Genomic DNA, 22,203 nt, shown 5'->3' on the forward strand with positions numbered 1-22,203 from the left:
TTATGCACGAGAATCAACAACCACAAACCGAGGCTTTTGAGCTGAGTGCGGCAGAGCGTGAGGCGATTGAGCACGAAAAGCACCACTACGAAGACCCGCGTGCGGCGTCCATTGAAGCGCTGAAAATCGTCCAGAAACAGCGTGGCTGGGTGCCGGACGGCGCGATCTACGCGATCGCCGACGTACTGGGGATCCCGGCGAGCGATGTCGAAGGCGTGGCGACGTTTTACAGCCAGATCTTCCGCCAGCCGGTTGGCCGACACGTGATCCGCTATTGCGACAGCGTGGTATGCCACATTACCGGTTACCAGGGGATCCAGGCGGCGCTGGAGAAAAAACTCAACATCAAGCCGGGGCAAACCACGTTCGATGGTCGCTTCACCCTGCTGCCGACCTGTTGCCTGGGGAACTGCGATAAAGGGCCGAACATGATGATTGATGAGGACACTCACAGCCATCTGACCCCGGAAGCGATTCCAGAACTGCTGGAGCGGTATAAATGAAAAACATTATCCGTACTCCCGAAACGCATCCGCTGACCTGGCGTCTGCGTGATGATAAACAGCCGGTTTGGCTGGACGAATACCGCAGCAAAAACGGTTACGAAGGCGCGCGTAAGGCGCTGACCGGTCTGTCTCCGGACGAGATCGTCAACCAGGTGAAAGACGCTGGCCTGAAGGGGCGCGGCGGCGCAGGCTTTTCTACCGGCCTGAAATGGAGCCTGATGCCGAAAGACGAATCCATGAACATCCGTTACCTGCTGTGTAACGCTGACGAAATGGAGCCGGGCACCTATAAAGACCGTCTGCTGATGGAACAACTGCCGCACCTGTTGGTGGAAGGCATGCTGATCTCCGCGTTTGCGCTGAAAGCGTACCGTGGCTACATCTTCCTGCGCGGTGAATATATTGAAGCGGCGGTTCACCTGCGTCGCGCCATTGCCGAAGCAACCGAAGCCGGTCTGCTCGGCAAAAATATCATGGGCACCGGTTTTGACTTCGAACTGTTTGTGCACACCGGGGCAGGGCGCTACATCTGCGGTGAAGAGACCGCGCTGATTAACTCCCTCGAAGGCCGCCGCGCGAACCCGCGTTCCAAGCCGCCATTCCCGGCGACCTCTGGCGTCTGGGGCAAGCCGACCTGCGTGAACAACGTTGAAACGCTGTGTAACGTCCCGGCGATTCTCGCTAACGGCGTCGAGTGGTATCAGAACATTTCGAAGAGCAAAGACGCTGGCACCAAGCTGATGGGCTTTTCTGGTCGCGTGAAAAATCCAGGCCTGTGGGAACTGCCGTTTGGCACTACCGCGCGTGAGATCCTTGAGGATTATGCGGGCGGTATGCGCGATGGCCTGAAATTCAAAGCCTGGCAGCCTGGCGGCGCGGGAACTGACTTCCTGACCGAAGCGCATCTCGACCTGCCGATGGAGTTCGAAAGTATCGGTAAAGCAGGCAGCCGTCTGGGGACGGCGCTGGCGATGGCGGTGGACCATGAAATTGGCATGGTGTCGCTGGTGCGCAACCTGGAAGAGTTCTTTGCCCGTGAGTCCTGCGGCTGGTGTACGCCGTGTCGCGATGGGTTACCGTGGAGCGTAAAAATTCTGCGCGCACTGGAGCGTGGCGAAGGCCAGCCGGGGGATATCGAGACGCTTGAGCAACTGTGTCGGTTCCTGGGCCCGGGTAAAACCTTCTGTGCACACGCACCGGGCGCGGTGGAACCGCTGCAGAGCGCAATTAAATATTTCCGCGAAGAATTCGAAGCTGGCATCAAGCAGCCGTTCAGCAATACCCACGGAATTGGTGGTATTCAGCCGAACCTGCTGAAAGAGCGCTGGTGAGTTAAATTTTTTAATTTGGAAGCATGCTAATGGCTACGATTCATGTAGACGGCAAAGAATATGAGGTGAACGGAGCGGACAACCTGCTTGAAGCGTGTCTGTCTCTCGGCCTTGATATTCCGTACTTTTGCTGGCACCCGGCGCTGGGAAGCGTCGGTGCTTGCCGCCAGTGTGCGGTGAAGCAATACCAGAACGCGGAAGACACGCGTGGTCGCCTGGTCATGTCCTGTATGACACCGGCCTCCGACGGCACCTTTATTTCTATTGACGACGAAGAAGCGAAACAGTTCCGCGAAAGCGTGGTGGAGTGGTTAATGACCAACCACCCGCACGACTGTCCGGTCTGTGAGGAAGGGGGGAACTGCCACCTTCAGGATATGACCGTGATGACCGGCCACAGCTTCCGTCGTTATCGTTTCACTAAACGTACGCACCGTAACCAGGATCTGGGGCCGTTCATCTCTCACGAAATGAACCGCTGCATCGCCTGCTATCGCTGTGTTCGTTACTACAAAGACTATGCGGACGGTACGGATCTGGGCGTGTATGGCGCGCACGACAACGTCTACTTTGGTCGCCCGGAAGATGGCGTACTGGAAAGCGAGTTCTCCGGCAACCTGGTGGAAATCTGTCCGACCGGCGTCTTTACCGATAAAACGCACTCCGAGCGGTATAACCGTAAATGGGATATGCAGTTTGCCCCGAGCATCTGCCAGCAGTGCTCTATTGGTTGTAACACCAGCCCGGGTGAACGCTACGGCGAACTCCGCCGTATCGAAAACCGTTACAACGGTACCGTGAATCACTATTTCCTCTGCGACCGCGGTCGTTTCGGCTATGGCTACGTCAATCTGAAAGATCGTCCGCGTCAGCCGGTACAGCGTCGTGGAAACGATCTGATTACCCTCAATGCCGAACAGGCCATGCAGGGCGCGGCGGATATTCTACGTCAGTCGAAGAAAGTCATTGGGATCGGGTCTCCGCGCGCCAGCGTGGAAAGCAACTTTGCGCTGCATGAGTTGGTTGGTGCGGAAAACTTCTACACCGGAATTGCGCAGTCGGAACAAGAACGTCTGCAACTGGCGCTAAAAGTACTGCGTGAAAGCGGCGTTCATACCCCTGCGCTGCGCGATATCGAATCTTACGACGCCGTGCTGGTGCTCGGTGAAGACATCACCCAGACCGGCGCGCGCGTTGCGCTGGCGGTTCGTCAGGCGGTGAAAGGGAAAGCGCGCGAAATGGCGGCGGCGCAGAAAGTGGCTGACTGGCAGATTGCGGCAATCCTTAACATTGGCCAGCGCGCTAAACATCCGCTGTTCGTCACCAACGTCGACAACACTCGTCTGGACGATATTGCCGCATGGACCTACCGCGCGCCGGTAGAAGACCAGGCGCGTTTGGGCTTTGCCATCGCCCATGCGCTCGACGCCGCCGCGCCTGCGGTGGACGGTCTGAGCAGCGACCTGAAAAGCAAAATCGACGTGATTGTTCAGGCTCTGGCTGGCGCGAAAAAACCCCTGATTATCTCTGGCACCAACGCCGGGAGCAGTGACGTGATCCAGGCGGCGGCTAACGTCGCGAAAGCGCTGAAAGGTCGCGGCGCGGATGTCGGTATCACCATGATTGCCCGTTCCGTAAACAGCATGGGCCTCGGCATTATGGGCGGGGGGTCGCTTGACGACGCGCTGACCGAGCTGGAAACCGGGCGTGCTGACGCTGTCGTGGTGCTGGAAAACGATCTGCATCGTCATGCTTCCGCCACCCGCGTTAACGCTGCGCTGGCAAAAGCGCCGCTGGTGCTGGTGGTTGACCATCAACGCACCGCGATCATGGAAAACGCCCATCTGGTCCTTTCCGCCGCCAGCTTTGCTGAAAGCGACGGTACGGTCATTAACAACGAAGGCCGCGCACAGCGTTTCTTCCAGGTTTATGACCCGGCGTACTATGACAGCAAGGCCGTGATGCTGGAAAGCTGGCGCTGGCTGCACTCGCTGCACAGCACCGTGCAGAACCGCCAGGTCGACTGGACGCAGCTTGACCACGTCATTGACGCCGTCGTGGCCGCGATGCCAGAGTTGGCCGGTATTAAAGACGCCGCGCCGGATGCTTCTTTCCGCATTCGCGGTCAGAAACTGGCCCGTGAACCGCACCGCTATAGCGGTCGTACCGCGATGCGCGCCAATATCAGCGTGCATGAGCCACGTCAGCCGCAGGATAAAGACACCATGTTCGCCTTCTCAATGGAAGGGAACAACCAGCCGTCGGCGCCGCGTTCACAGATTCCGTTTGCCTGGGCGCCAGGCTGGAACTCGCCACAGGCGTGGAACAAGTTCCAGGATGAAGTGGGCGGTAAACTGCGTCACGGCGATCCGGGCGTGCGTTTGATTGAAGCGTCCGAAGGGGGGCTGGATTATTTCACCACCGTTCCGGCGAGCTTCCAGCCGCAGGACGGTCAGTGGCGTATCGCGCCGTACTACCATCTGTTTGGTAGCGACGAGCTGTCCCAGCGTGCGCCGGTGTTCCAGAGCCGGATGCCGCAGCCGTACATCAAGCTCAACCCGGCCGATGCCGCGAAGCTGGGCGTCAATGCCGGTGCCCGCGTCTCCTTTAGCTACGATGGCAATACGGTAACGCTGCCGGTTGAAATCGCGGAAGGGTTAACGGCAGGGCAGGTCGGTCTGCCGATGGGTATGCCAGGCATTGCGCCAGTGCTGGCCGGTGCGCATCTTGAGGATCTGCAGGAGGCACAACAATGAGTTGGATTACACCGGATCTGATCGATATCCTGCTGACGATCCTCAAAGCGGTGGTGATCCTGCTGGTCGTGGTGACCTGCGGGGCCTTCATGAGCTTTGGCGAACGTCGTCTGCTGGGTCTGTTCCAGAACCGTTATGGACCAAACCGCGTCGGCTGGGGCGGTTCGCTCCAGCTGGTGGCGGACATGATCAAGATGTTCTTTAAAGAGGACTGGATCCCGAAATTCTCGGATCGCGTCATCTTTACGCTGGCGCCGATGATCGCCTTTACCTCGCTGCTGCTGGCCTTTGCGATTGTGCCGGTTAGCCCGGGTTGGGTGGTTGCGGACCTGAACATCGGCATCCTGTTTTTCCTGATGATGGCGGGTCTGGCGGTGTATGCGGTGCTGTTCGCCGGTTGGTCGAGCAATAACAAATACTCGCTGCTCGGCGCGATGCGCGCCTCTGCGCAAACGCTGAGCTATGAAGTGTTCCTCGGACTGTCCCTGATGGGCGTGGTGGCGCAGGCCGGATCGTTCAACATGACCGACATTGTGAACAACCAGGCTGACATCTGGAACGTTATCCCGCAGTTCTTTGGTTTTGTCACCTTCGCTATCGCGGGCGTGGCTGTGTGTCACCGTCACCCGTTTGACCAGCCGGAAGCCGAGCAGGAACTGGCCGATGGTTACCACATTGAATATTCCGGTATGAAATTCGGTCTGTTCTTTGTGGGTGAGTACATCGGTATCGTCACCATTTCCGCGCTGATGGTTACCCTGTTCTTCGGCGGCTGGCAAGGCCCGTTCTTACCGCCATTCATCTGGTTCGCGCTGAAAACCGCGTTCTTCATGATGATGTTCATTTTGATTCGTGCGTCGTTACCGCGTCCGCGTTATGACCAGGTAATGTCCTTCGGCTGGAAAATCTGCCTGCCGCTGACGCTCATCAACTTGCTGGTAACGGCGGCTGTCATTCTCTGGCAGGCGCAATAAGGGGCACTAAGACCATGACCTTAAAAGAGTTGTTAGTAGGTTTCGGCACCCAGGTACGCAGTATCTGGATGATCGGCCTGCATGCGTTCGCAAAACGCGAAACAAAGATGTATCCGGAAGAGCCGGTCTACCTGCCGCCCCGTTTTCGTGGTCGTATCGTCCTGACGCGCGACCCGGACGGCGAAGAGCGCTGCGTTGCCTGTAACCTGTGTGCGGTAGCGTGCCCGGTAGGCTGTATTTCTCTGCAAAAAGCGGAGACCAAAGACGGTCGCTGGTATCCGGAGTTTTTCCGTATCAACTTCTCACGCTGCATCTTCTGCGGTCTGTGCGAGGAAGCCTGTCCGACAACGGCGATCCAGCTTACCCCGGACTTTGAACTGGGTGAGTATAAGCGCCAGGATCTGGTTTTCGAGAAAGAGGATCTGCTGATCTCCGGTCCGGGTAAATATCCGGAATATAACTTCTACCGGATGGCAGGTATGGCAATCGACGGCAAAGATAAGGGCGAAGCGGAAAACGAAGCTAAGCCTATCGACGTCAAGAGCCTGTTACCGTAAGGAGAGGGGCAATGGAGTTCGCTTTTTATATCTGTGGCCTGATAGCCATTCTCGCAACCTTGCGAGTGATCACCCATACCAATCCGGTGCATGCGCTGCTGTACCTGATTATTTCGCTGCTGGCGATTTCCGGGGTGTTCTTCTCGCTGGGCGCTTACTTCGCCGGTGCGCTGGAAATCATCGTCTACGCGGGCGCCATCATGGTGCTGTTCGTGTTCGTGGTGATGATGCTCAACCTGGGCGGGTCTGAAATTGAACAGGAACGCCAATGGCTGAAGCCGCAGGTGTGGATTGGCCCGGCGGTTCTGTCGGCCATCATGCTGGTGGTGATTGTTTACGCCATTCTTGGCGTTAATGACCAGGGCATTGACGGTGAGCCGATTAGCGCGAAAGCCGTCGGTATTACCCTGTTCGGACCTTACGTTTTGGCGGTGGAGCTGGCGTCTATGCTGCTGCTGGCCGGTCTGGTTGTCGCTTTCCACGTGGGGCGTGAAGAACGCGCCGGGGAAGTGCTGAGCAACCGTAAGGACGACAGCGCGAAAAGAAAAACGGAGGAGCACGCATGATCCCCTTACAACACGGACTGATCCTCGCGGCAATCTTATTTGTTCTGGGCTTAACCGGTCTGGTTATCCGCCGCAATCTGCTGTTTATGCTGATTGGGCTGGAGATCATGATCAACGCTTCCGCGCTGGCTTTTGTGGTCGCCGGAAGCTACTGGGGCCAGACCGATGGTCAGGTGATGTACATTCTCGCCATCAGCCTTGCGGCGGCTGAAGCGAGCATCGGCCTTGCGCTGCTGCTGCTGCTTCATCGCCGTCGCCAGAACCTGAACATCGATTCAGTAAGTGAGATGCGTGGATGAACATGCTTGCCTTAACCATTATTCTGCCATTGATTGGCTTTGTACTGCTGGCGTTCTCTCGCGGACGCTGGTCGGAAAATCTCTCCGCGACCGTGGGCGTTGGCTCCATCGGTCTGGCGGCGCTGGTGACCGCGTTTGTCGGTATGGACTTCTTCGCGAACGGCAAGCAGGCGTACAGCCAGCCGCTGTGGACGTGGATGTCGGTCGGTGATTTCAATATCGGCTTCAACCTGGTGCTGGACGGCCTGTCGCTGACCATGCTTTCCGTGGTTACCGGCGTGGGTTTCCTGATCCACATGTTCGCTTCCTGGTACATGCGCGGCGAAGAGGGTTACTCTCGCTTCTTCGCCTACACCAACCTGTTTATCGCCAGCATGGTTGTTCTGGTGCTGTCCGATAACCTGTTGTTGATGTACCTCGGCTGGGAAGGCGTGGGCCTGTGCTCTTACTTACTGATCGGCTTCTATTACAGCGATCCGAAGAATGGCGCCGCGGCGATGAAAGCGTTCGTCGTGACCCGCGTGGGTGACGTATTCCTCGCCTTCGCGCTGTTCATCCTCTACAACGAGCTGGGTACCCTGAACTTCCGCGAAATGGTTGAACTGGCGCCAGCGCATTTCGACGCGGGCAACAATATGCTGACCTGGGCGACGCTGATGTTGCTGGGGGGAGCGGTAGGGAAATCCGCACAGCTGCCGTTGCAGACCTGGCTTGCCGACGCGATGGCTGGCCCGACGCCTGTCTCCGCGCTGATCCACGCCGCGACCATGGTCACCGCCGGCGTGTATCTGATCGCACGTACGCACGGCCTGTTCCTGATGACTCCGGAAATCCTGCATCTGGTTGGGATTGTGGGCGCAATCACGCTGGTGATGGCCGGTTTCGCCGCGCTGGTGCAAACCGACATCAAACGTGTGCTGGCATACTCCACCATGAGTCAGATTGGCTACATGTTCCTGGCGCTCGGCGTGCAGGCGTGGGATGCGGCGATTTTCCACCTGATGACGCACGCCTTCTTTAAAGCGCTGCTGTTCCTGGCGTCTGGCTCCGTTATCCTGGCCTGCCATCATGAACAGAACATCTTCAAGATGGGCGGCCTGCGTAAGTCCATTCCGCTGGTGTATCTCTGCTTCCTGGTGGGCGGCGCGGCGCTGTCGGCGCTGCCGCTGGTAACCGCAGGCTTCTTCAGTAAGGATGAGATTCTGGCTGGCGCGATGGCGAACGGTCATATCAATCTGATGGTGGCAGGTCTGGTCGGTGCATTCATGACCTCTCTGTATACCTTCCGAATGATTTTCATCGTATTCCACGGTAAAGAACAAATTCACGCACATGCAGGGAAGGGGATTACCCACCATCTGCCGCTGATTGTCCTGATGGTGCTGTCCACCTTTGTCGGCGCGCTGATTGTGCCGCCGTTGCAGGGCGTTCTGCCGCAGACTACCGAACTTGAACATGGCCGCGTAATGACGCTGGAAATTACCTCTGGTGTCGTGGCGATCGCGGGCATCCTGATTGCCGCATGGCTGTGGCTGGGCAAACGCACGCTGGTGACGTCCATCGCCAACAGTGCGCCGGGCCGTCTGCTGGGCACCTGGTGGTACAACGCCTGGGGCTTTGACTGGCTGTACGACAAAGTGTTCGTGAAGCCGTTCCTTGGCGTGGCCTGGCTGCTGAAGCGCGATCCGCTGAATGCGCTGATGAACGTACCGGCAATCCTTTCCCGCTTTGCAGGTAAAGGCCTGCTGTTCAGCGAGAACGGCTATCTGCGCTGGTATGTGGCATCCATGAGCATCGGTGCGGTTGTGGTGCTGGCGTTGTTGATGGTTTTACGTTGATTTGAGATCGCGGTTTTGCCCGGTGGCGCTGCGCTTACCGGGCCTACAAGACCGTAGGTCGGGTACGCAAAGCGCCACCCGACACAACAAACCGCACTCAAACGTGAATTTGTTGAAATTCGTTGAAAATCAGGTCCGACAGGACAGGCGTTATCGGCGAAGTCAGAGTGGACACCGCCTGCGCACAGCAACCGAAGCGTACTTAAGTACGTGCGGATTGCGAGCACAGCCGGGGTCGCTATGACGAGCAAGATAGCCTGAACCGGACTTAAACAAGGAACAAATACTGCCATGTTATTACCCTGGCTAATACTTATTCCCTTCATTGGTGGGTTTCTGTGCTGGCAGACCGAACGCTTTGGCGTGAAGGTGCCGCGCTGGATCGCGCTGATCACCATGGGACTGACGCTTGCGCTTGGCCTGCAGCTGTGGTTGCAGGGCGGCTATTCACTGACGCAATCCGCTGGCATTCCGCAGTGGCAGTCTGAATTTGTCCTGCCGTGGATCCCGCGCTTTGGCATCTCTATTCATCTGGCTATCGACGGTCTGTCGCTGCTGATGGTGGTGCTGACCGGCCTGCTCGGCGTTCTGGCGGTACTTTGCTCCTGGCGAGAAATCGAAAAATACCAGGGCTTCTTCCACCTGAACCTGATGTGGATCCTGGGCGGTGTGATCGGCGTGTTCCTCGCCATCGACATGTTCCTGTTCTTCTTCTTCTGGGAAATGATGCTGGTGCCGATGTACTTCCTGATCGCGCTGTGGGGCCATAAGGCGTCCGACGGTAAAACGCGTATCACGGCGGCAACCAAGTTCTTCATTTACACCCAGGCGAGCGGTCTGGTGATGCTGATTGCGATCCTGGCGCTGGTGTTCGTGCATTACAATGCAACCGGCGTCTGGACCTTCAACTATGAAGCGTTGCTGAATACTCCGATGTCCCACGGCGTCGAATACTTGCTGATGCTGGGCTTCTTCATCGCCTTCGCGGTGAAAATGCCGGTGGTTCCGCTGCACGGCTGGCTGCCGGATGCGCACTCTCAGGCGCCGACCGCCGGTTCCGTTGACCTTGCGGGGATTCTGCTGAAAACCGCGGCCTACGGTCTGCTGCGTTTCTCTCTGCCGCTGTTTCCGAACGCCTCTGCGGAGTTCGCGCCGATTGCCATGTGGCTGGGTGTGATCGGCATCTTCTACGGTGCATGGATGGCGTTTACCCAGTACGACATCAAGCGTCTGATTGCCTACACCTCCGTCTCCCATATGGGCTTCGTGCTGATTGCTATCTACACCGGCAGCCAGCTGGCGTACCAGGGGGCGGTGATCCAGATGATCGCGCACGGTCTGTCCGCGGCGGGGCTGTTTATCCTTTGCGGCCAGCTGTACGAACGTCTGCATACGCGTGATATGCGTATGATGGGCGGCCTGTGGGGCAAAATGAAGTGGCTGCCTGCGCTGTCGATGTTCTTCGCAGTGGCAACGCTCGGCATGCCTGGCACCGGTAACTTCGTCGGTGAATTTATGATCCTGTTCGGCAGCTACCAGGTTGTTCCGGTGATCACCGTCATCTCCACCTTTGGTCTGGTGTTTGCCTCTGTTTACTCGCTGGCGATGCTGCATCGTGCTTACTTCGGTAAAGCCAAAAGCCAGATTGCGAATCAGGAACTGGCAGGGATGTCGCTGCGCGAGCTGTTTATCATCCTGTTGCTGGTCGTGCTTCTGGTACTGCTTGGCTTCTATCCGCAGCCGATTCTGGATACGTCGCATTCCGCGATGAGCAACATCCAGCAGTGGTTTGTTAATTCCGTTTCTACTACAAGGCCGTAAATCGCCATGACAATAACTCCACAACACCTGATTGCGCTGCTACCGCTGCTGATCGTCGGCTTGACGGTGGTGGTTGTGATGCTCTCCATTGCGTGGCGACGCAATCACTTTCTCAATGCCACGCTGTCGGTCATTGGGCTTAACGCTGCGCTGGTTTCGCTCTGGTTTGTTGGCCAGGCGGGCGCCATGGACGTCACGCCGCTGATGCGGGTTGACGGTTTCGCCATGCTCTACACCGGGCTGGTTCTGCTGGCGAGCCTGGCGACCTGTACGTTTGCCTACCCGTGGCTGGAAGGCTATGACGACAACCGGGAAGAGTTCTACCTGCTGGTGCTGATTGCCGCTCTGGGCGGGATCCTGCTGGCGAACGCTAACCATCTGGCCGCGCTGTTCCTCGGTATCGAACTGATCTCCCTGCCGCTGTTTGGTCTGGTAGGCTATGCCTTCCGTCAGAAGCGCTCGCTGGAAGCCAGTATCAAATACACTATCCTGTCCGCCGCCGCGTCTTCCTTCCTGCTGTTTGGTATGGCGCTGGTGTACGCACAGTCCGGCAACCTGTCGTTCGTGGCCCTCGGCAAGAGCCTCGGCGACGGTATGCTGAGCGAACCGCTGTTGCTGGCGGGCTTCGGGATGATGATTGTCGGCCTCGGCTTTAAACTGTCGCTGGTGCCGTTCCACCTGTGGACGCCTGACGTCTATCAGGGCGCGCCTGCGCCGGTATCGACCTTCCTGGCGACGGCGAGCAAAATCGCTATCTTCGGTGTGGTGATGCGTTTGTTCCTCTATGCGCCAGTAGGCGACAGCGAAGCGGTACGCGTGGTGCTGGGCATTATCGCCTTTGCCTCTATCATCTTCGGTAACCTGATGGCGCTGAGCCAGACCAACATTAAGCGTCTCCTCGGTTATTCCTCCATCTCTCACCTCGGCTATCTGCTGGTGGCGCTGATTGCCCTGCAGAGCGGCGAGATGTCGATGGAAGCGGTAGGCGTCTACCTGGCCGGCTATCTCTTTAGCAGCCTTGGCGCGTTTGGTGTGGTCAGTCTGATGTCCAGCCCGTACCGTGGGCCGGATGCTGACTCACTGTTCTCCTATCGCGGTCTGTTCTGGCATCGTCCTGTTCTCGCCGCGGTCATGACGGTAATGATGCTGTCGCTGGCGGGTATCCCGATGACGCTCGGCTTTATCGGCAAGTTCTACGTGCTGGCGGTCGGCGTGCAGGCCAGCCTGTGGTGGCTGGTTGCCGCCGTGGTGGTCGGTTCCGCGATTGGTTTGTACTACTACCTGCGCGTTGCGGTCAGCCTGTACCTGAGCGCGCCGCAGCAGCTTAACCGCGATGCGCCGTCGAACTGGCAGTACAGCGCGGGCGGCATTGTGGTGCTGATCTCCGCGCTGCTGGTGCTGGTGCTCGGCGTCTGGCCGCAGCCGCTGATCAGCATTGTGCAGTTAGCGATGCCGCTGATGTAAGCGAAACGCAGACCTAAAAAAACCCGCTTCGGCGGGTTTTTTTGTGGGCTGGCATAACGCCCAGCCTCTCTGGCGTTATTAGGATCCGCTTAACCGCTGTCTGCTCACCAGCGGGCCGTCAATTCTTTTCACCGCGCGCGTCATCACTTCCTGAATAACTGACGACAGCTCGTTGATTTCAAACTTCGCCACATAGCCGTCAGCTTTTACTTTGCGTACGTGATCTTCGTTGGCGCTGCCAGACAGAGAGGAGTGGATCACCACTGGAATGTGCTTCAGGCGTTCGTCGGTTTTAATCTTACGGGTAAGGGTGAATCCGTCCATCTCTGGCATTTCCAGGTCGGTAAGCACCAGGGCGATTTTTTCGCTGACGGCTTTGCCTTCCGCTTCGGCCTCTTTCGCCAGGTGCTGGATTTTCTCCCACGCGTCTTTCCCGGTAACGTGCATCTGGTGCGGAATGTCCATTGCGTTCAAGCCTTTTTCCAGCATCGCCCGGGCCACGCGAGAGTCTTCGGCGACAATGGCCACCGCTCCGGGGGTAATGTTGAATTTACTGGTTTTCAGTTCCGTGGCGCGTAGGTCATGGTTTGCGGGCACGATGTCATACAGGATCTGCTCAACGTCCAGCACCAGCGCCAGGTTGTTGGTCTCTTTGTCCTCGTCCAGGCAGGCGATACTGGTGATGTAACGTCCGTTTACCGCTTTCTCGGCGGTATGCACCTGCTGCCAGTCCAGACGCATGATGTTTTCCACTGACTCGACGGCGAAGGCCTGGACGCTGCGGGCGTATTCAGTGATCAGCAGGATATTCAACCCGTTTTCCGGTTGACACCCGGCGACGGCGGGGAGGTCGATCACCGGGATCACCTGATCGCGAATATTCACCATCCCCAGCAGCGGCGCCTTCATGCCTGCCGGACGCGTAAACGTCGGCATTGGCACAATTTCACGCAACTTGAAGACGTTAATGCCAAACAGCTCAGACTTTTGCTCGTGCAGGGAGGTTCCCAAACGAAACAGCAGCAGCTCAAAGCGGTTGGACAGGGTGAGATTCGCCCTGTCATCGATATCTTTCTGGAAATTGTCCATTCTGTCCTCAGTGTGAATACTGCCTTTTTACTGTTATCGGCACCGGGGACAAAAAGTGGAGCGTTAAACCGTGAAAACGGCGAAATCCCCAGCCAGTTCCGTGTGCGGAAAAATGGCCCGACACTCCGCCAGAAGGCGCTGGCAGCCGGTTTCATCGTAGCGTGAACTGATATGCGTCATGATGAGCTTGCCGACTCCTGCCTCTTTCGCCAGCATCGCCGCCTGACGGGTGGAGCTGTGACCCCGGCTGTTGGCCTTCTCTTCCATCGAGGCATCCAGGGTGGTTTCGTGAATCATCACGTCAACCCCTTTCGCCAGCGCAAGGGCGCCGACGCAGGGCGCCGTGTCGCCAAAAATGGCCACCGCTTTGCCCGGGGTTGCCGGAGCAAGGTAGTCCGCGCCGTTGATGGTGCGGCCATCATCAAGGGTAATTGTCTTTCCGGCTTTCAAGTCCTGAAACCAGGGACCCGGCGTAACCCCCGCGGCTTTCAGCGCGTTGGCGTCAAGCGCACCCGGTTTGTCGTGTTCTTCAACGCGGTAGCCGTAGCATTCCAGCGGGTGTTCAAGCGGGTAGGCGGTCACCTTTCGCAAGCCGTCGTCAAGGATTTCACCGGCGGTAATCTCGATGATATCCAGCGGATAGTCGGTCCACGAACCGCTCAGGCGCAGGCTGGTTTCGGTGAACTCACGAAGCCCTTTGGGTCCATAAAGGGTCAGCGGATGCGGATTGCCTGCCATCGAGCGGCTACACAACAGACCCGGTAAACCAAACAGATGATCGCCATGCAGGTGGCTGATAAAAATGCGTTCAATCTTGCCGGGATGAAACGCCGTCTCCAGCATCTGCTGCTGCGTGCCTTCCCCGCAGTCAAACAGCCACAGCGCGGGCTGAGTGGGATGGTGCAGATGCAACAATATCGCCGTGACGTTGCGCGCGCGGGTAGGGACGCCCGCCGAGGTACCTAAAAAGATAAATTCCATTATTTCATTACACTTTTTCAACTTATTCTGGCTAGTATAAAACGTTTGAGCAAAAGGAGGGCGCGATGATTACCTGGCAAGATCTGCATCATTCACAATTAACGGTTCCCGCGTTGTACGCGCTACTTAAACTGCGCTGCGCGGTGTTTGTCGTCGAACAGCACTGCCCTTATCTGGATATTGACGGCGACGATCTGGTGGGTGAAAACCGCCACATCCTCGGCTGGCATAACGATGAGCTGGTGGCGTATGCGAGGATTCTGAAAAGTGACAACGCGCTGGAGCCGGTGGTCATTGGCCGGGTTATCGTCAGCGAAGCCCTGCGTGGCGAAAAGCTTGGCCAACATCTGATGTCCCGGACGCTCGCCGCCTGCCAGCAGCACTGGCCGCAAAAAGCGCTGTATCTCGGCGCGCAGGCGCATCTGCAAAACTTCTACGCGCGATTCGGTTTTACGCCCGTGACCGATGTCTATGATGAAGACGGCATTGCCCATATCGGTATGGCCCGTGAGGCAATTCAGGCGTAAATCCGCGTCGTTGTCTATAGTTAGGAACAGGTTTTACTAAAATGGAGAACGAGAATGTCTTATCAGTTTGGTGATTCGCGTATTGATGACGACCTGACGTTGCTGAGCGAGACGCTGGAAGAGGTGCTGCGCTCTTCGGGTGACCCTGCCGATCAAAAGTATATCGAACTCAAAGCGCGCGCAGAACAAGCGCTGGAAGATGTAAAAAATCGCGTCAGCCATGCGTCCGACAGCTATTACTATCGCGCAAAACAGGCGGTATATCGCGCTGATGACTATGTGCATGAAAAACCGTGGCAGGGGATCGGCGTGGGCGCAGCGGTAGGTATGGTATTGGGCTTGCTGCTCGCACGGCGTTAACCCTCACCGGAAACGCATCGACTCCCTAAACTGGGGTACTGCATTTTTTCTGTAGTACCCCGTATAATGTGAGGTTTTTAACAGGGAGAGGTCCGCGTGAATTCACTCACTACTGCGCTGGAAAGCCTGACGCGCCTTTTATCGCAGGAATTACCCGCCGCGCCGGGCATGCGGGTTTTCGATGTCCCTTTCCCCCTCAATGACGCTTTCGACGCGTTAAGCTGGCTTGCGAGCCAGCCTGTTTACCCACAATTTTACTGGCAGCAGCGCAACGGCGATGAAGAAGCCGCCGTGCTCGGTTCGGTCTCCCGCTTTTCCTCGCTTGATGCCGCGCAGCGTTTTCTTCGCGACCACCCACAGCAAAGCGACCTGCGAGTCTGGGGATTGAACGCCTTCGACCCGAAAACGGGCGAACTCTTTTTGCCCCGTCTGGAATGGCGGCGCTGTGCGGGCGTGGCGGTGCTGCGGTTGCATGTCTGGAGCGACAGATCGCTGCGTGAGGATGCCGACCGGGCGCTGTCGTTTCTCGCTTCACTGGCGAGCGTCAAACCGCTGGCGGCGCTGCGGCTCACCCTGGTTGGCGAGCAGCACTGGCCGGAAAAAGCAGGCTGGGTGACGCTGATTCAGCAGGCAACGCGCACGATTGCCGAAGACCAACTGGAAAAAGTGGTGCTGGCGCGCGCCAGCGATCTGCAATTTTCTCGTCCGGTGAATGCGGCCGCGATGATGGCGGCAAGCCGTCGTCTGAATCTGAACTGCTATCATTTCTACATGGCCTTTTGCGCGAACAGCGCTTTTCTTGGCTCATCCCCGGAGCGACTCTGGCGGCGGCGGGATACCGCGCTCCGGACCGAGGCGCTGGCGGGTACAGTCGCTAACGATCCTGATGACTACAAAGCCTGGCAACTGGGCGAGTGGTTAATGAAGGACGATAAAAATCAGCGCGAAAACATGCTGGTGGTCGAAGATATCTGCCAGCGATTACAACAACATACCCACTCGCTGGACGTGCTGCCGCCAAAAGTGCTGAGGCTGCGAAAGGTCCAGCATTTGCGCCGCTGCATCTGGACGGCGCTGAATCAGCCTGACGATACGCTGTGCTTACTGCAACTCCAGCCGACGGCGGCGGTGGCGGGGATCCCCCGGGATCGCGCGCGGATGTTCATTCATCAACATGAACCGTTCGAACGCGAATGGTACGCCGGGTCGGCGGGTTATCTGTCGTTACAGCAAAGCGAGTTTTGCGTGTCGCTGCGCTCAGCGAAAATCACCGACAACGTGGTCAGACTGTATGCCGGAGCGGGCATTGTTCGCGGTTCCGATCCCGAACAGGAATGGCAGGAAATCAACAATAAAGCCGCAGGTCTGCGAACTTTGTTACAGATGGACGGATAATGAGTCACTTAATTCCGATTCATATCAATAATCCATTTTTTCCATTCTTTATACTGAGTCGCAATATTGATACCGGACAAACTCATGTCAGTAAGCGCATTTAACCGACGCTGGGCGGCGGTCATTCTGGAAGCATTAACTCGCCACGGTGTCAGGCATGTCTGCATTGCCCCTGGCTCGCGTTCCACGCCCCTCACGCTGGCGGCGGCGGAAAACGCGGCATTTATTCACCACACGCATTTCGATGAGCGTGGACTTGGTCATCTGGCGCTGGGACTGGCAAAGGCGAGCAAACAGCCGGTGGCGGTAATCGTCACGTCCGGTACGGCGGTGGCTAACCTCTATCCGGCGCTGATTGAAGCGGGGCTGACCGGTGAAAAGCTGATTCTGCTGACGGCCGATCGCCCCCCTGAACTGATCGACTGCGGTGCGAATCAGGCCATTCGCCAGGCAGGGATGTTTGCGTCCCATCCGTCGCAAACGATCTCGCTGCCGCGTCCGACGCAGGATATTCCGGCAAGCTGGCTGGTTTCGACCATCGATAACGCGCTGGCGTCGCTGCATGCTGGCGCCGTGCACATCAACTGTCCCTTTGCCGAACCGTTGTATGGCGATATGGACGACACGGGACTGGCCTGGCAGCAGCGCCTCGGCGACTGGTGGCAGGATGACAAGCCCTGGCTGCGCGAAGCGCGTCGGCTGGAAAGTGAAAAGCAGCGCGACTGGTTTTTCTGGCGCCAGAAGCGAGGGGTGGTCGTTGCCGGGCGCATGAGCGCGGAAGAGGGTAAAAAGGTTGCCGAGTGGGCGCAAACGCTGGGCTGGCCGCTGATTGGGGATGTGCTGTCGCAAACCGGACAACCGCTGCCCTGTGCCGATCTGTGGCTCGGGAACGCGAAGGCGGTCACCGAACTGGAACAGGCGCAGATCGTCGTACAGTTGGGCAGCAGCCTGACCGGGAAACGGTTGCTACAGTGGCAGGCAACCTGCACGCCGGACGAATACTGGATTGTCGATAATATCGAAGGGCGGCTGGATCCGGCCCATCATCGCGGTCGCCGTCTGGTGGCGAAAATTGGCGACTGGCTGGCATTGCATCCGGCGGAAAAACGCAAGCCCTGGTGCGTGGCGATCCCGCGTCTGGCTGAGCAGGCCTGGCAGGCGGTGGCGGCGCGTCGTGACGCGTTTGGCGAAGCGCAACTGGCGCATCGCATCCGCGACTATTTGCCCGAACAGGGGCAATTGTTCGTCGGTAACAGCCTGGTGGTGCGCCTGATCGATGCGTTTTCACAGTTACCCGCGGGATATCCGGTATACAGCAACCGTGGGGCGAGCGGCATTGACGGCTTATTGTCAACCGCCGCGGGCGTACAGCGCGCCAGCGCCAAATCAACGCTGGCGATTGTCGGCGATCTTTCGGCGCTCTACGATCTTAACGCGCTGGCGCTGCTGCGCCAGGTATCCGCGCCGTTCGTACTGATTGTCGTCAACAATAACGGCGGACAGATTTTCTCACTGCTGCCGACGCCGCAGAGCGAACGCGAGCGATTTTATCTGATGCCGCAAAATGTCCATTTTGAACACGCTGCCGCGATGTTCGAGCTGAAATATTATCGTCCGGAAACCTGGGATGAACTGGACGCGGCGATAGCCGGCGCGTGGCGAACACCCGCGACGACGGTGATTGAACTGGTGGTTAACGATACCGACGGCACCCGGACGTTGCAGCAACTGCTGGCGCAGGTAAGCCATCTATGAACCTGCACGCGCAGGCGAAACCCGCTCAGCCCGGCGCGCCCTGGCTGGTTTTTCTGCACGGTTTTTCCGGCGACTGCCGGGAATGGCAGGCGGTCGGCGAGCAGTTGACGGCGTTTTCCCGTCTGTATGTCGATCTGCCCGGCCACGGCGGTTCCGCTGAGATTCGCGTAAGCGGATTTGCGCAGGTGATCGAATTACTGCGCAGTACTTTAATTAGTTACAACATACTGGACTACTGGCTGGTGGGTTACTCGCTCGGCGGCAGAGTGGCGATGACGGCAGCCTGTCAGGGGATGACCGGGCTGTGTGGCCTGGTGGTTGAAGGCGGTCACCCGGGGCTACAAAGTGAGGCGGCGCGCGTCGCGCGCCGTCGTTCCGATGCTCACTGGGCGCAGCGTTTTCGCCAGGAAGCGCTGCGAGACGTTTTCAGCGACTGGTATCAACAACCCGTTTTTGCCTCGTTAAATGCCGGGCAAAGGGCCGAACTGGTTGCCCTGCGAAGCGACAATAACGGCGGCACGCTGGCGGCGATGCTCGAAGCCACCTCGCTTGCGGCGCAGCCCGATTTACGCGCGGCGCTCACCGCGCGGACATTTCCGTTTTATTATTTATGTGGTGAACGTGACAGCAAATTTCGCGCGCTTGCGGCGGAATTAGCGGCGGAAAGCCATGTGATTCGTAACGCCGGACACAACGCGCACCGGGAAAATCCCGCTGGCGTGGTGGCATGTCTGGCGCAGATTCTGCGTCTCTGACTAAAGGACACACTATGATCTATCCTGATGAAACAATGCTTTACGCACCGGTTGAATGGCACGACTGCTCTGAAGGCTACACCGATATTCGCTATGAGAAGTCCAGCGACGGTATTGCAAAAATCACCATTAACCGTCCACAGGTGCGCAACGCTTTCCGTCCTTTGACCGTTAAAGAGATGATCCAGGCGCTGGCGGATGCCCGTTATGACGACAACGTGGGGGTGATTATCCTCACTGGCGAAGGTGACAAAGCCTTTTGCGCGGGTGGCGACCAGAAAGTGCGCGGCGACTACGGCGGTTACCAGGACGACTCCGGCGTACATCACCTGAACGTGCTGGATTTCCAGCGCCAGATCCGCACCTGTCCGAAGCCGGTAGTGGCGATGGTGGCCGGTTATTCCATCGGCGGCGGCCACGTGCTGCATATGATGTGCGATCTGACCATCGCAGCGGAAAATGCAATTTTCGGCCAGACCGGCCCGAAAGTCGGTTCGTTTGACGGCGGCTGGGGCGCATCTTACATGGCGCGGATCGTTGGACAAAAGAAAGCGCGTGAAATCTGGTTCCTGTGCCGTCAGTATGATGCGCAGCAGGCGCTGGATATGGGGCTGGTTAACACCGTAGTTCCGCTGGCGGATCTGGAAAAAGAGACCGTGCGTTGGTGTCGCGAAATGCTGCAAAACAGCCCGATGGCGCTGCGCTGCCTGAAAGCCGCGCTGAACGCCGACTGTGACGGGCAGGCGGGCCTGCAGGAACTGGCGGGAAATGCCACCATGCTGTTCTATATGACGGAAGAAGGTCAGGAAGGCCGTAACGCCTTCAACCAGAAACGTCAGCCTGATTTCAGCAAATTCAAACGGAATCCGTAATGCGTAGCGCGCAGGTATACCGCTGGCAGATCCCCATGGACGCGGGGGTGGTTCTGCGTGACAGGCGGTTAAAAACCCGCGACGGGCTGTATGTCTGTCTGCGTGACGGCGAACAGGAAGGGTGGGGAGAGATCTCCCCGCTGCCAGGCTTTAGCCTCGAAACCGTTGAAGATGCGCAGGTGGCCCTGCTGGCCTGGGTTAACGACTGGCTGCTGGGCGGCGAGTTACTGCCGGATATGCCGTCGGTGGCGTTTGGCGTCAGCTGCGCGCAGGCGGAACTGACGGGAATGCTGCCCACGGCGGCGGACTATCGCGCCGCGCCGCTGTGTACCGGCGATCCGGACGATCTGGTGCTGCAACTGGCCGACATGCCTGGCGAAAAAGTGGCGAAGATTAAAGTCGGCCTGTACGAAGCGGTACGCGACGGCATGGTGGTTAACCTGCTGCTGGAGGCGATACCGGAGCTGCATCTGCGTCTGGATGCCAACCGTGCCTGGACACCGCTGAAAGCGCAACAATTTGCGAAGTACGTCAACCCGGACTATCGCCATCGCATCGCTTTCCTGGAAGAACCGTGTAAAACCCGCGACGATTCCCGGGCATTTGCCCGTGAGACCGGTATTGCCATCGCCTGGGATGAAAGCCTGCGCGATGCCGACTTCGCCTTCGAGGCGGAAGAGGGCGTCCGCGCGGTAGTGATCAAGCCGACGCTGACCGGCTCGCTGGACAAGGTTCGTCAACAGGTTGAGTCCGCACATGCGCTGGGGCTGACGGCGGTGATCAGTTCGTCCATTGAATCGAGCCTGGGTTTAACGCAGTTGGCGCGTATTGCCGCGTGGCTGACGCCGCAGACCATTCCCGGTCTCGACACCCTGAACCTGATGCAGACGCAGCAGCTTCGCCGCTGGCCGGGCAGTACGCTACCGTGTACAGAACTTGATGCGCTGGAACGGGTGCAATGAGCTTTTCTGACTGGCCGTGGCGTCACTGGCGGCAGGTAAGAGGGGATGCGCCCGCTCTGCGCCTGAATGATGAGGTACTCACCTGGCAAGCGCTCTGCCAGCGCATTAACGCGCTGGCGAGCGGTTTTGCCGCGCAGGGCGTGGTGGAAGGCAGTGGGGTAATGCTGCGCGCCTGGAACCATCCTCAGACGCTGTTGGCGTGGCTGGCGCTATTGCAGTGCGGCGCGCGTGTTCTGCCGATCAACCCGCAGCTTCCGCAGTCGCTTCTGTCCACGCTGCTGCCGGATCTGACGTTACAGTTTGTGCTGGATCGCGAAGGCGACAATCCCTTTGCTTTTTTGACGACGCTGACGATGCGGGAAGAGGCGGGCGATCATGGCGTGGCCTGGCAACCACAGCGTCTGAGTTCAATGACGCTGACGTCCGGCTCTACCGGTTTGCCTAAGGCCGCCGTGCATACCTGCCAGGCGCATCTCGCCAGCGCCGAAGGCGTCCTCTCGCTAATACCCTTCGGCAAAGACGACGACTGGCTGCTTTCCCTGCCGCTGTTTCACGTCTCCGGTCAGGGCATCTTATGGCGCTGGCTGTTTGCCGGCGCGCGGATGACCGTACGGGAAAAACAGCCGCTGGAGCAGATGCTGGCCGGATGCACCCATGCGTCGCTGGTGCCAACGCAACTGTGGCGGTTGCTGATGAACCAGACGCCCGTTTCGCTGAAGGCGGTGCTGCTCGGCGGCGCGGCGATCCCGGTTGCGTTAACGGAGCAGGCGCGCGCGCAGGGCATTCGCTGTTGGTGCGGCTACGGACTGACAGAATTTGCCTCGACGGTATGCGCCAAAGAGGCCGATGGGCAGGCGGACGTCGGGGAGCCGTTACCGGGACGCGAAGTCAACGTTGTTAATGACGAAGTGTGGCTGCGTGCGGCGAGCATGGCGGCAGGTTACTGGCGAAACGGCAGACTGGCGCCGCTGGTTAACGACGAAGGATGGTTTGCTACACGCGATCGCGGTGTGCTGTCTAATAATAAATTGACCCTTCTCGGGCGGCTGGATAATCTCTTTTTTAGCGGTGGCGAAGGGATCCAACCGGAAGAGGTTGAGCGGGTGATTGCCGCCCATCCGCAGGTGCAACAGGTCTTTATTGTTCCCGTGGCGGATGCCGAGTTCGGCCAACGTCCCGTTGCGGTCGTGGAATATGACGCCAGCGAAGCGGTTCCGGACCTTCGCGAATGGGTGAAAGACAAGCTGGCGCGTTTCCAGCAGCCGGTGGGGTGGTTGATCTTGCCGGATACGCTTAAAAACGGCGGCATCAAAATTTCACGCCGGGCGTTGACCGACTGGGTGCGACAGATTTACGCGGATCGATAATGAATACGCGGGGGGAGCAATCTCCCCG

At 58.2% G+C, this 22,203-nt stretch carries 20 protein-coding genes; 18 read left to right on the top strand and 2 right to left on the bottom strand.

The window, feature by feature from the left end:
- The first annotated feature begins 2 nt into the window (after positions 1–2).
- The 10 genes from nuoE (at position 3) to nuoN (ending at position 12,112) form a co-directional block, all read left to right on the top strand.
- On the top strand, positions 3–503 hold the full coding sequence (gene nuoE, locus JY391_RS07435) for an NADH-quinone oxidoreductase subunit NuoE (RefSeq protein ID WP_012131493.1): 501 nt from the start codon (positions 3–5) through the stop codon (positions 501–503).
- Positions 500–1,837, top strand: coding sequence for an NADH-quinone oxidoreductase subunit NuoF (nuoF, locus tag JY391_RS07440; RefSeq protein WP_042290680.1), 1,338 nt, complete (start codon positions 500–502; stop codon positions 1,835–1,837). Before nuoE ends, nuoF begins: the two co-directional genes overlap by 4 nt.
- 29 nt (positions 1,838–1,866) lie before the next feature.
- The gene (nuoG, locus tag JY391_RS07445) at positions 1,867–4,593 is read left to right on the top strand and encodes an NADH-quinone oxidoreductase subunit NuoG (RefSeq protein ID WP_211935474.1); all 2,727 of its coding nucleotides are present in this window, start codon (positions 1,867–1,869) and stop codon (positions 4,591–4,593) included.
- Positions 4,590–5,567 (top strand): NADH-quinone oxidoreductase subunit NuoH, encoded by a 978-nt coding sequence (gene nuoH, locus JY391_RS07450; protein WP_042290675.1) that lies wholly within the window; start codon positions 4,590–4,592, stop codon positions 5,565–5,567. The genes nuoG and nuoH overlap by 4 nt, the downstream gene beginning before the upstream one ends.
- A 14-nt stretch (positions 5,568–5,581) precedes the next feature.
- On the top strand, positions 5,582–6,124 hold the full coding sequence (gene nuoI, locus JY391_RS07455; RefSeq protein ID WP_042290673.1) for an NADH-quinone oxidoreductase subunit NuoI: 543 nt from the start codon (positions 5,582–5,584) through the stop codon (positions 6,122–6,124).
- An 11-nt stretch (positions 6,125–6,135) separates the two neighbouring features.
- Positions 6,136–6,690, top strand: a complete 555-nt coding sequence (gene nuoJ, locus JY391_RS07460) for an NADH-quinone oxidoreductase subunit J (RefSeq protein WP_042290671.1) — start codon at positions 6,136–6,138, stop codon at positions 6,688–6,690.
- Positions 6,687–6,989 carry an NADH-quinone oxidoreductase subunit NuoK gene (nuoK, locus tag JY391_RS07465; protein ID WP_211935475.1) on the top strand — a complete coding sequence of 101 codons (303 nt, stop codon included), beginning with the start codon at positions 6,687–6,689 and terminating at the stop codon, positions 6,987–6,989. Before nuoJ ends, nuoK begins: the two co-directional genes overlap by 4 nt.
- Positions 6,986–8,827, top strand: coding sequence for an NADH-quinone oxidoreductase subunit L (gene nuoL / locus JY391_RS07470; RefSeq protein WP_042290669.1), 1,842 nt, complete (start codon positions 6,986–6,988; stop codon positions 8,825–8,827). Before nuoK ends, nuoL begins: the two co-directional genes overlap by 4 nt.
- Positions 8,828–9,118: 291 nt before the next feature.
- A complete protein-coding gene (gene nuoM, locus JY391_RS07475; RefSeq protein WP_042290666.1) occupies positions 9,119–10,648 on the top strand; it encodes an NADH-quinone oxidoreductase subunit M in 1,530 nt (509 codons plus the stop codon).
- Between the two features lie 6 nt (positions 10,649–10,654).
- Positions 10,655–12,112, top strand: a complete 1,458-nt coding sequence (nuoN, locus tag JY391_RS07480) for an NADH-quinone oxidoreductase subunit NuoN (RefSeq protein WP_042290665.1) — start codon at positions 10,655–10,657, stop codon at positions 12,110–12,112.
- 78 nt (positions 12,113–12,190) lie between these two features.
- On the opposite strand, the gene JY391_RS07485 is transcribed toward nuoN, so the two are convergent.
- Together JY391_RS07485 and rbn are read right to left on the bottom strand one after the other, a co-directional pair.
- Positions 12,191–13,201 carry a chemotaxis protein gene (locus JY391_RS07485; protein WP_211935476.1) on the bottom strand — a complete coding sequence of 337 codons (1,011 nt, stop codon included), beginning with the start codon at positions 13,199–13,201 and terminating at the stop codon, positions 12,191–12,193.
- A gap of 63 nt (positions 13,202–13,264) precedes the next feature.
- Positions 13,265–14,182, bottom strand: a complete 918-nt coding sequence (gene rbn, locus JY391_RS07490) for a ribonuclease BN (protein ID WP_211935477.1) — start codon at positions 14,180–14,182, stop codon at positions 13,265–13,267.
- A gap of 65 nt (positions 14,183–14,247) precedes the next feature.
- Between rbn and JY391_RS07495 the strand changes: the two genes are divergently transcribed.
- The 8 genes from JY391_RS07495 (at position 14,248) to menE (ending at position 22,175) form a co-directional block, all read left to right on the top strand.
- On the top strand, positions 14,248–14,709 hold the full coding sequence (locus JY391_RS07495; protein WP_060570114.1) for a GNAT family N-acetyltransferase: 462 nt from the start codon (positions 14,248–14,250) through the stop codon (positions 14,707–14,709).
- 54 nt (positions 14,710–14,763) lie between these two features.
- The gene (elaB, locus tag JY391_RS07500; RefSeq protein WP_042290656.1) at positions 14,764–15,069 is read left to right on the top strand and encodes a stress response protein ElaB; all 306 of its coding nucleotides are present in this window, start codon (positions 14,764–14,766) and stop codon (positions 15,067–15,069) included.
- Positions 15,070–15,165: 96 nt separating this feature from the next.
- Positions 15,166–16,464, top strand: coding sequence for an isochorismate synthase MenF (menF, locus tag JY391_RS07505; RefSeq protein WP_060570115.1), 1,299 nt, complete (start codon positions 15,166–15,168; stop codon positions 16,462–16,464).
- An 84-nt stretch (positions 16,465–16,548) separates the two neighbouring features.
- On the top strand, positions 16,549–18,219 hold the full coding sequence (gene menD / locus JY391_RS07510) for a 2-succinyl-5-enolpyruvyl-6-hydroxy-3-cyclohexene-1-carboxylic-acid synthase (RefSeq protein WP_211935478.1): 1,671 nt from the start codon (positions 16,549–16,551) through the stop codon (positions 18,217–18,219).
- The gene (menH, locus tag JY391_RS07515) at positions 18,216–18,974 is read left to right on the top strand and encodes a 2-succinyl-6-hydroxy-2,4-cyclohexadiene-1-carboxylate synthase (protein WP_211935479.1); all 759 of its coding nucleotides are present in this window, start codon (positions 18,216–18,218) and stop codon (positions 18,972–18,974) included. The genes menD and menH overlap by 4 nt, the downstream gene beginning before the upstream one ends.
- Positions 18,975–18,988: 14 nt before the next feature.
- Positions 18,989–19,846: a 1,4-dihydroxy-2-naphthoyl-CoA synthase gene (menB, locus tag JY391_RS07520; RefSeq protein ID WP_042290647.1), complete on the top strand. Its 858-nt coding sequence runs from the start codon at positions 18,989–18,991 to the stop codon at positions 19,844–19,846.
- Positions 19,846–20,808, top strand: a complete 963-nt coding sequence (gene menC / locus JY391_RS07525) for an o-succinylbenzoate synthase (RefSeq protein WP_211935480.1) — start codon at positions 19,846–19,848, stop codon at positions 20,806–20,808. The genes menB and menC overlap by 1 nt, the downstream gene beginning before the upstream one ends.
- A complete protein-coding gene (gene menE, locus JY391_RS07530; protein ID WP_211935481.1) occupies positions 20,805–22,175 on the top strand; it encodes an o-succinylbenzoate--CoA ligase in 1,371 nt (456 codons plus the stop codon). Before menC ends, menE begins: the two co-directional genes overlap by 4 nt.
- The last annotated feature ends 28 nt before the right edge of the window (positions 22,176–22,203 follow it).

The sequence above is a fragment of the Citrobacter sedlakii genome, assembly GCF_018128425.1.
GTDB classification, from domain to species: Bacteria; Pseudomonadota; Gammaproteobacteria; order Enterobacterales; family Enterobacteriaceae; genus Citrobacter_A; species Citrobacter_A sedlakii.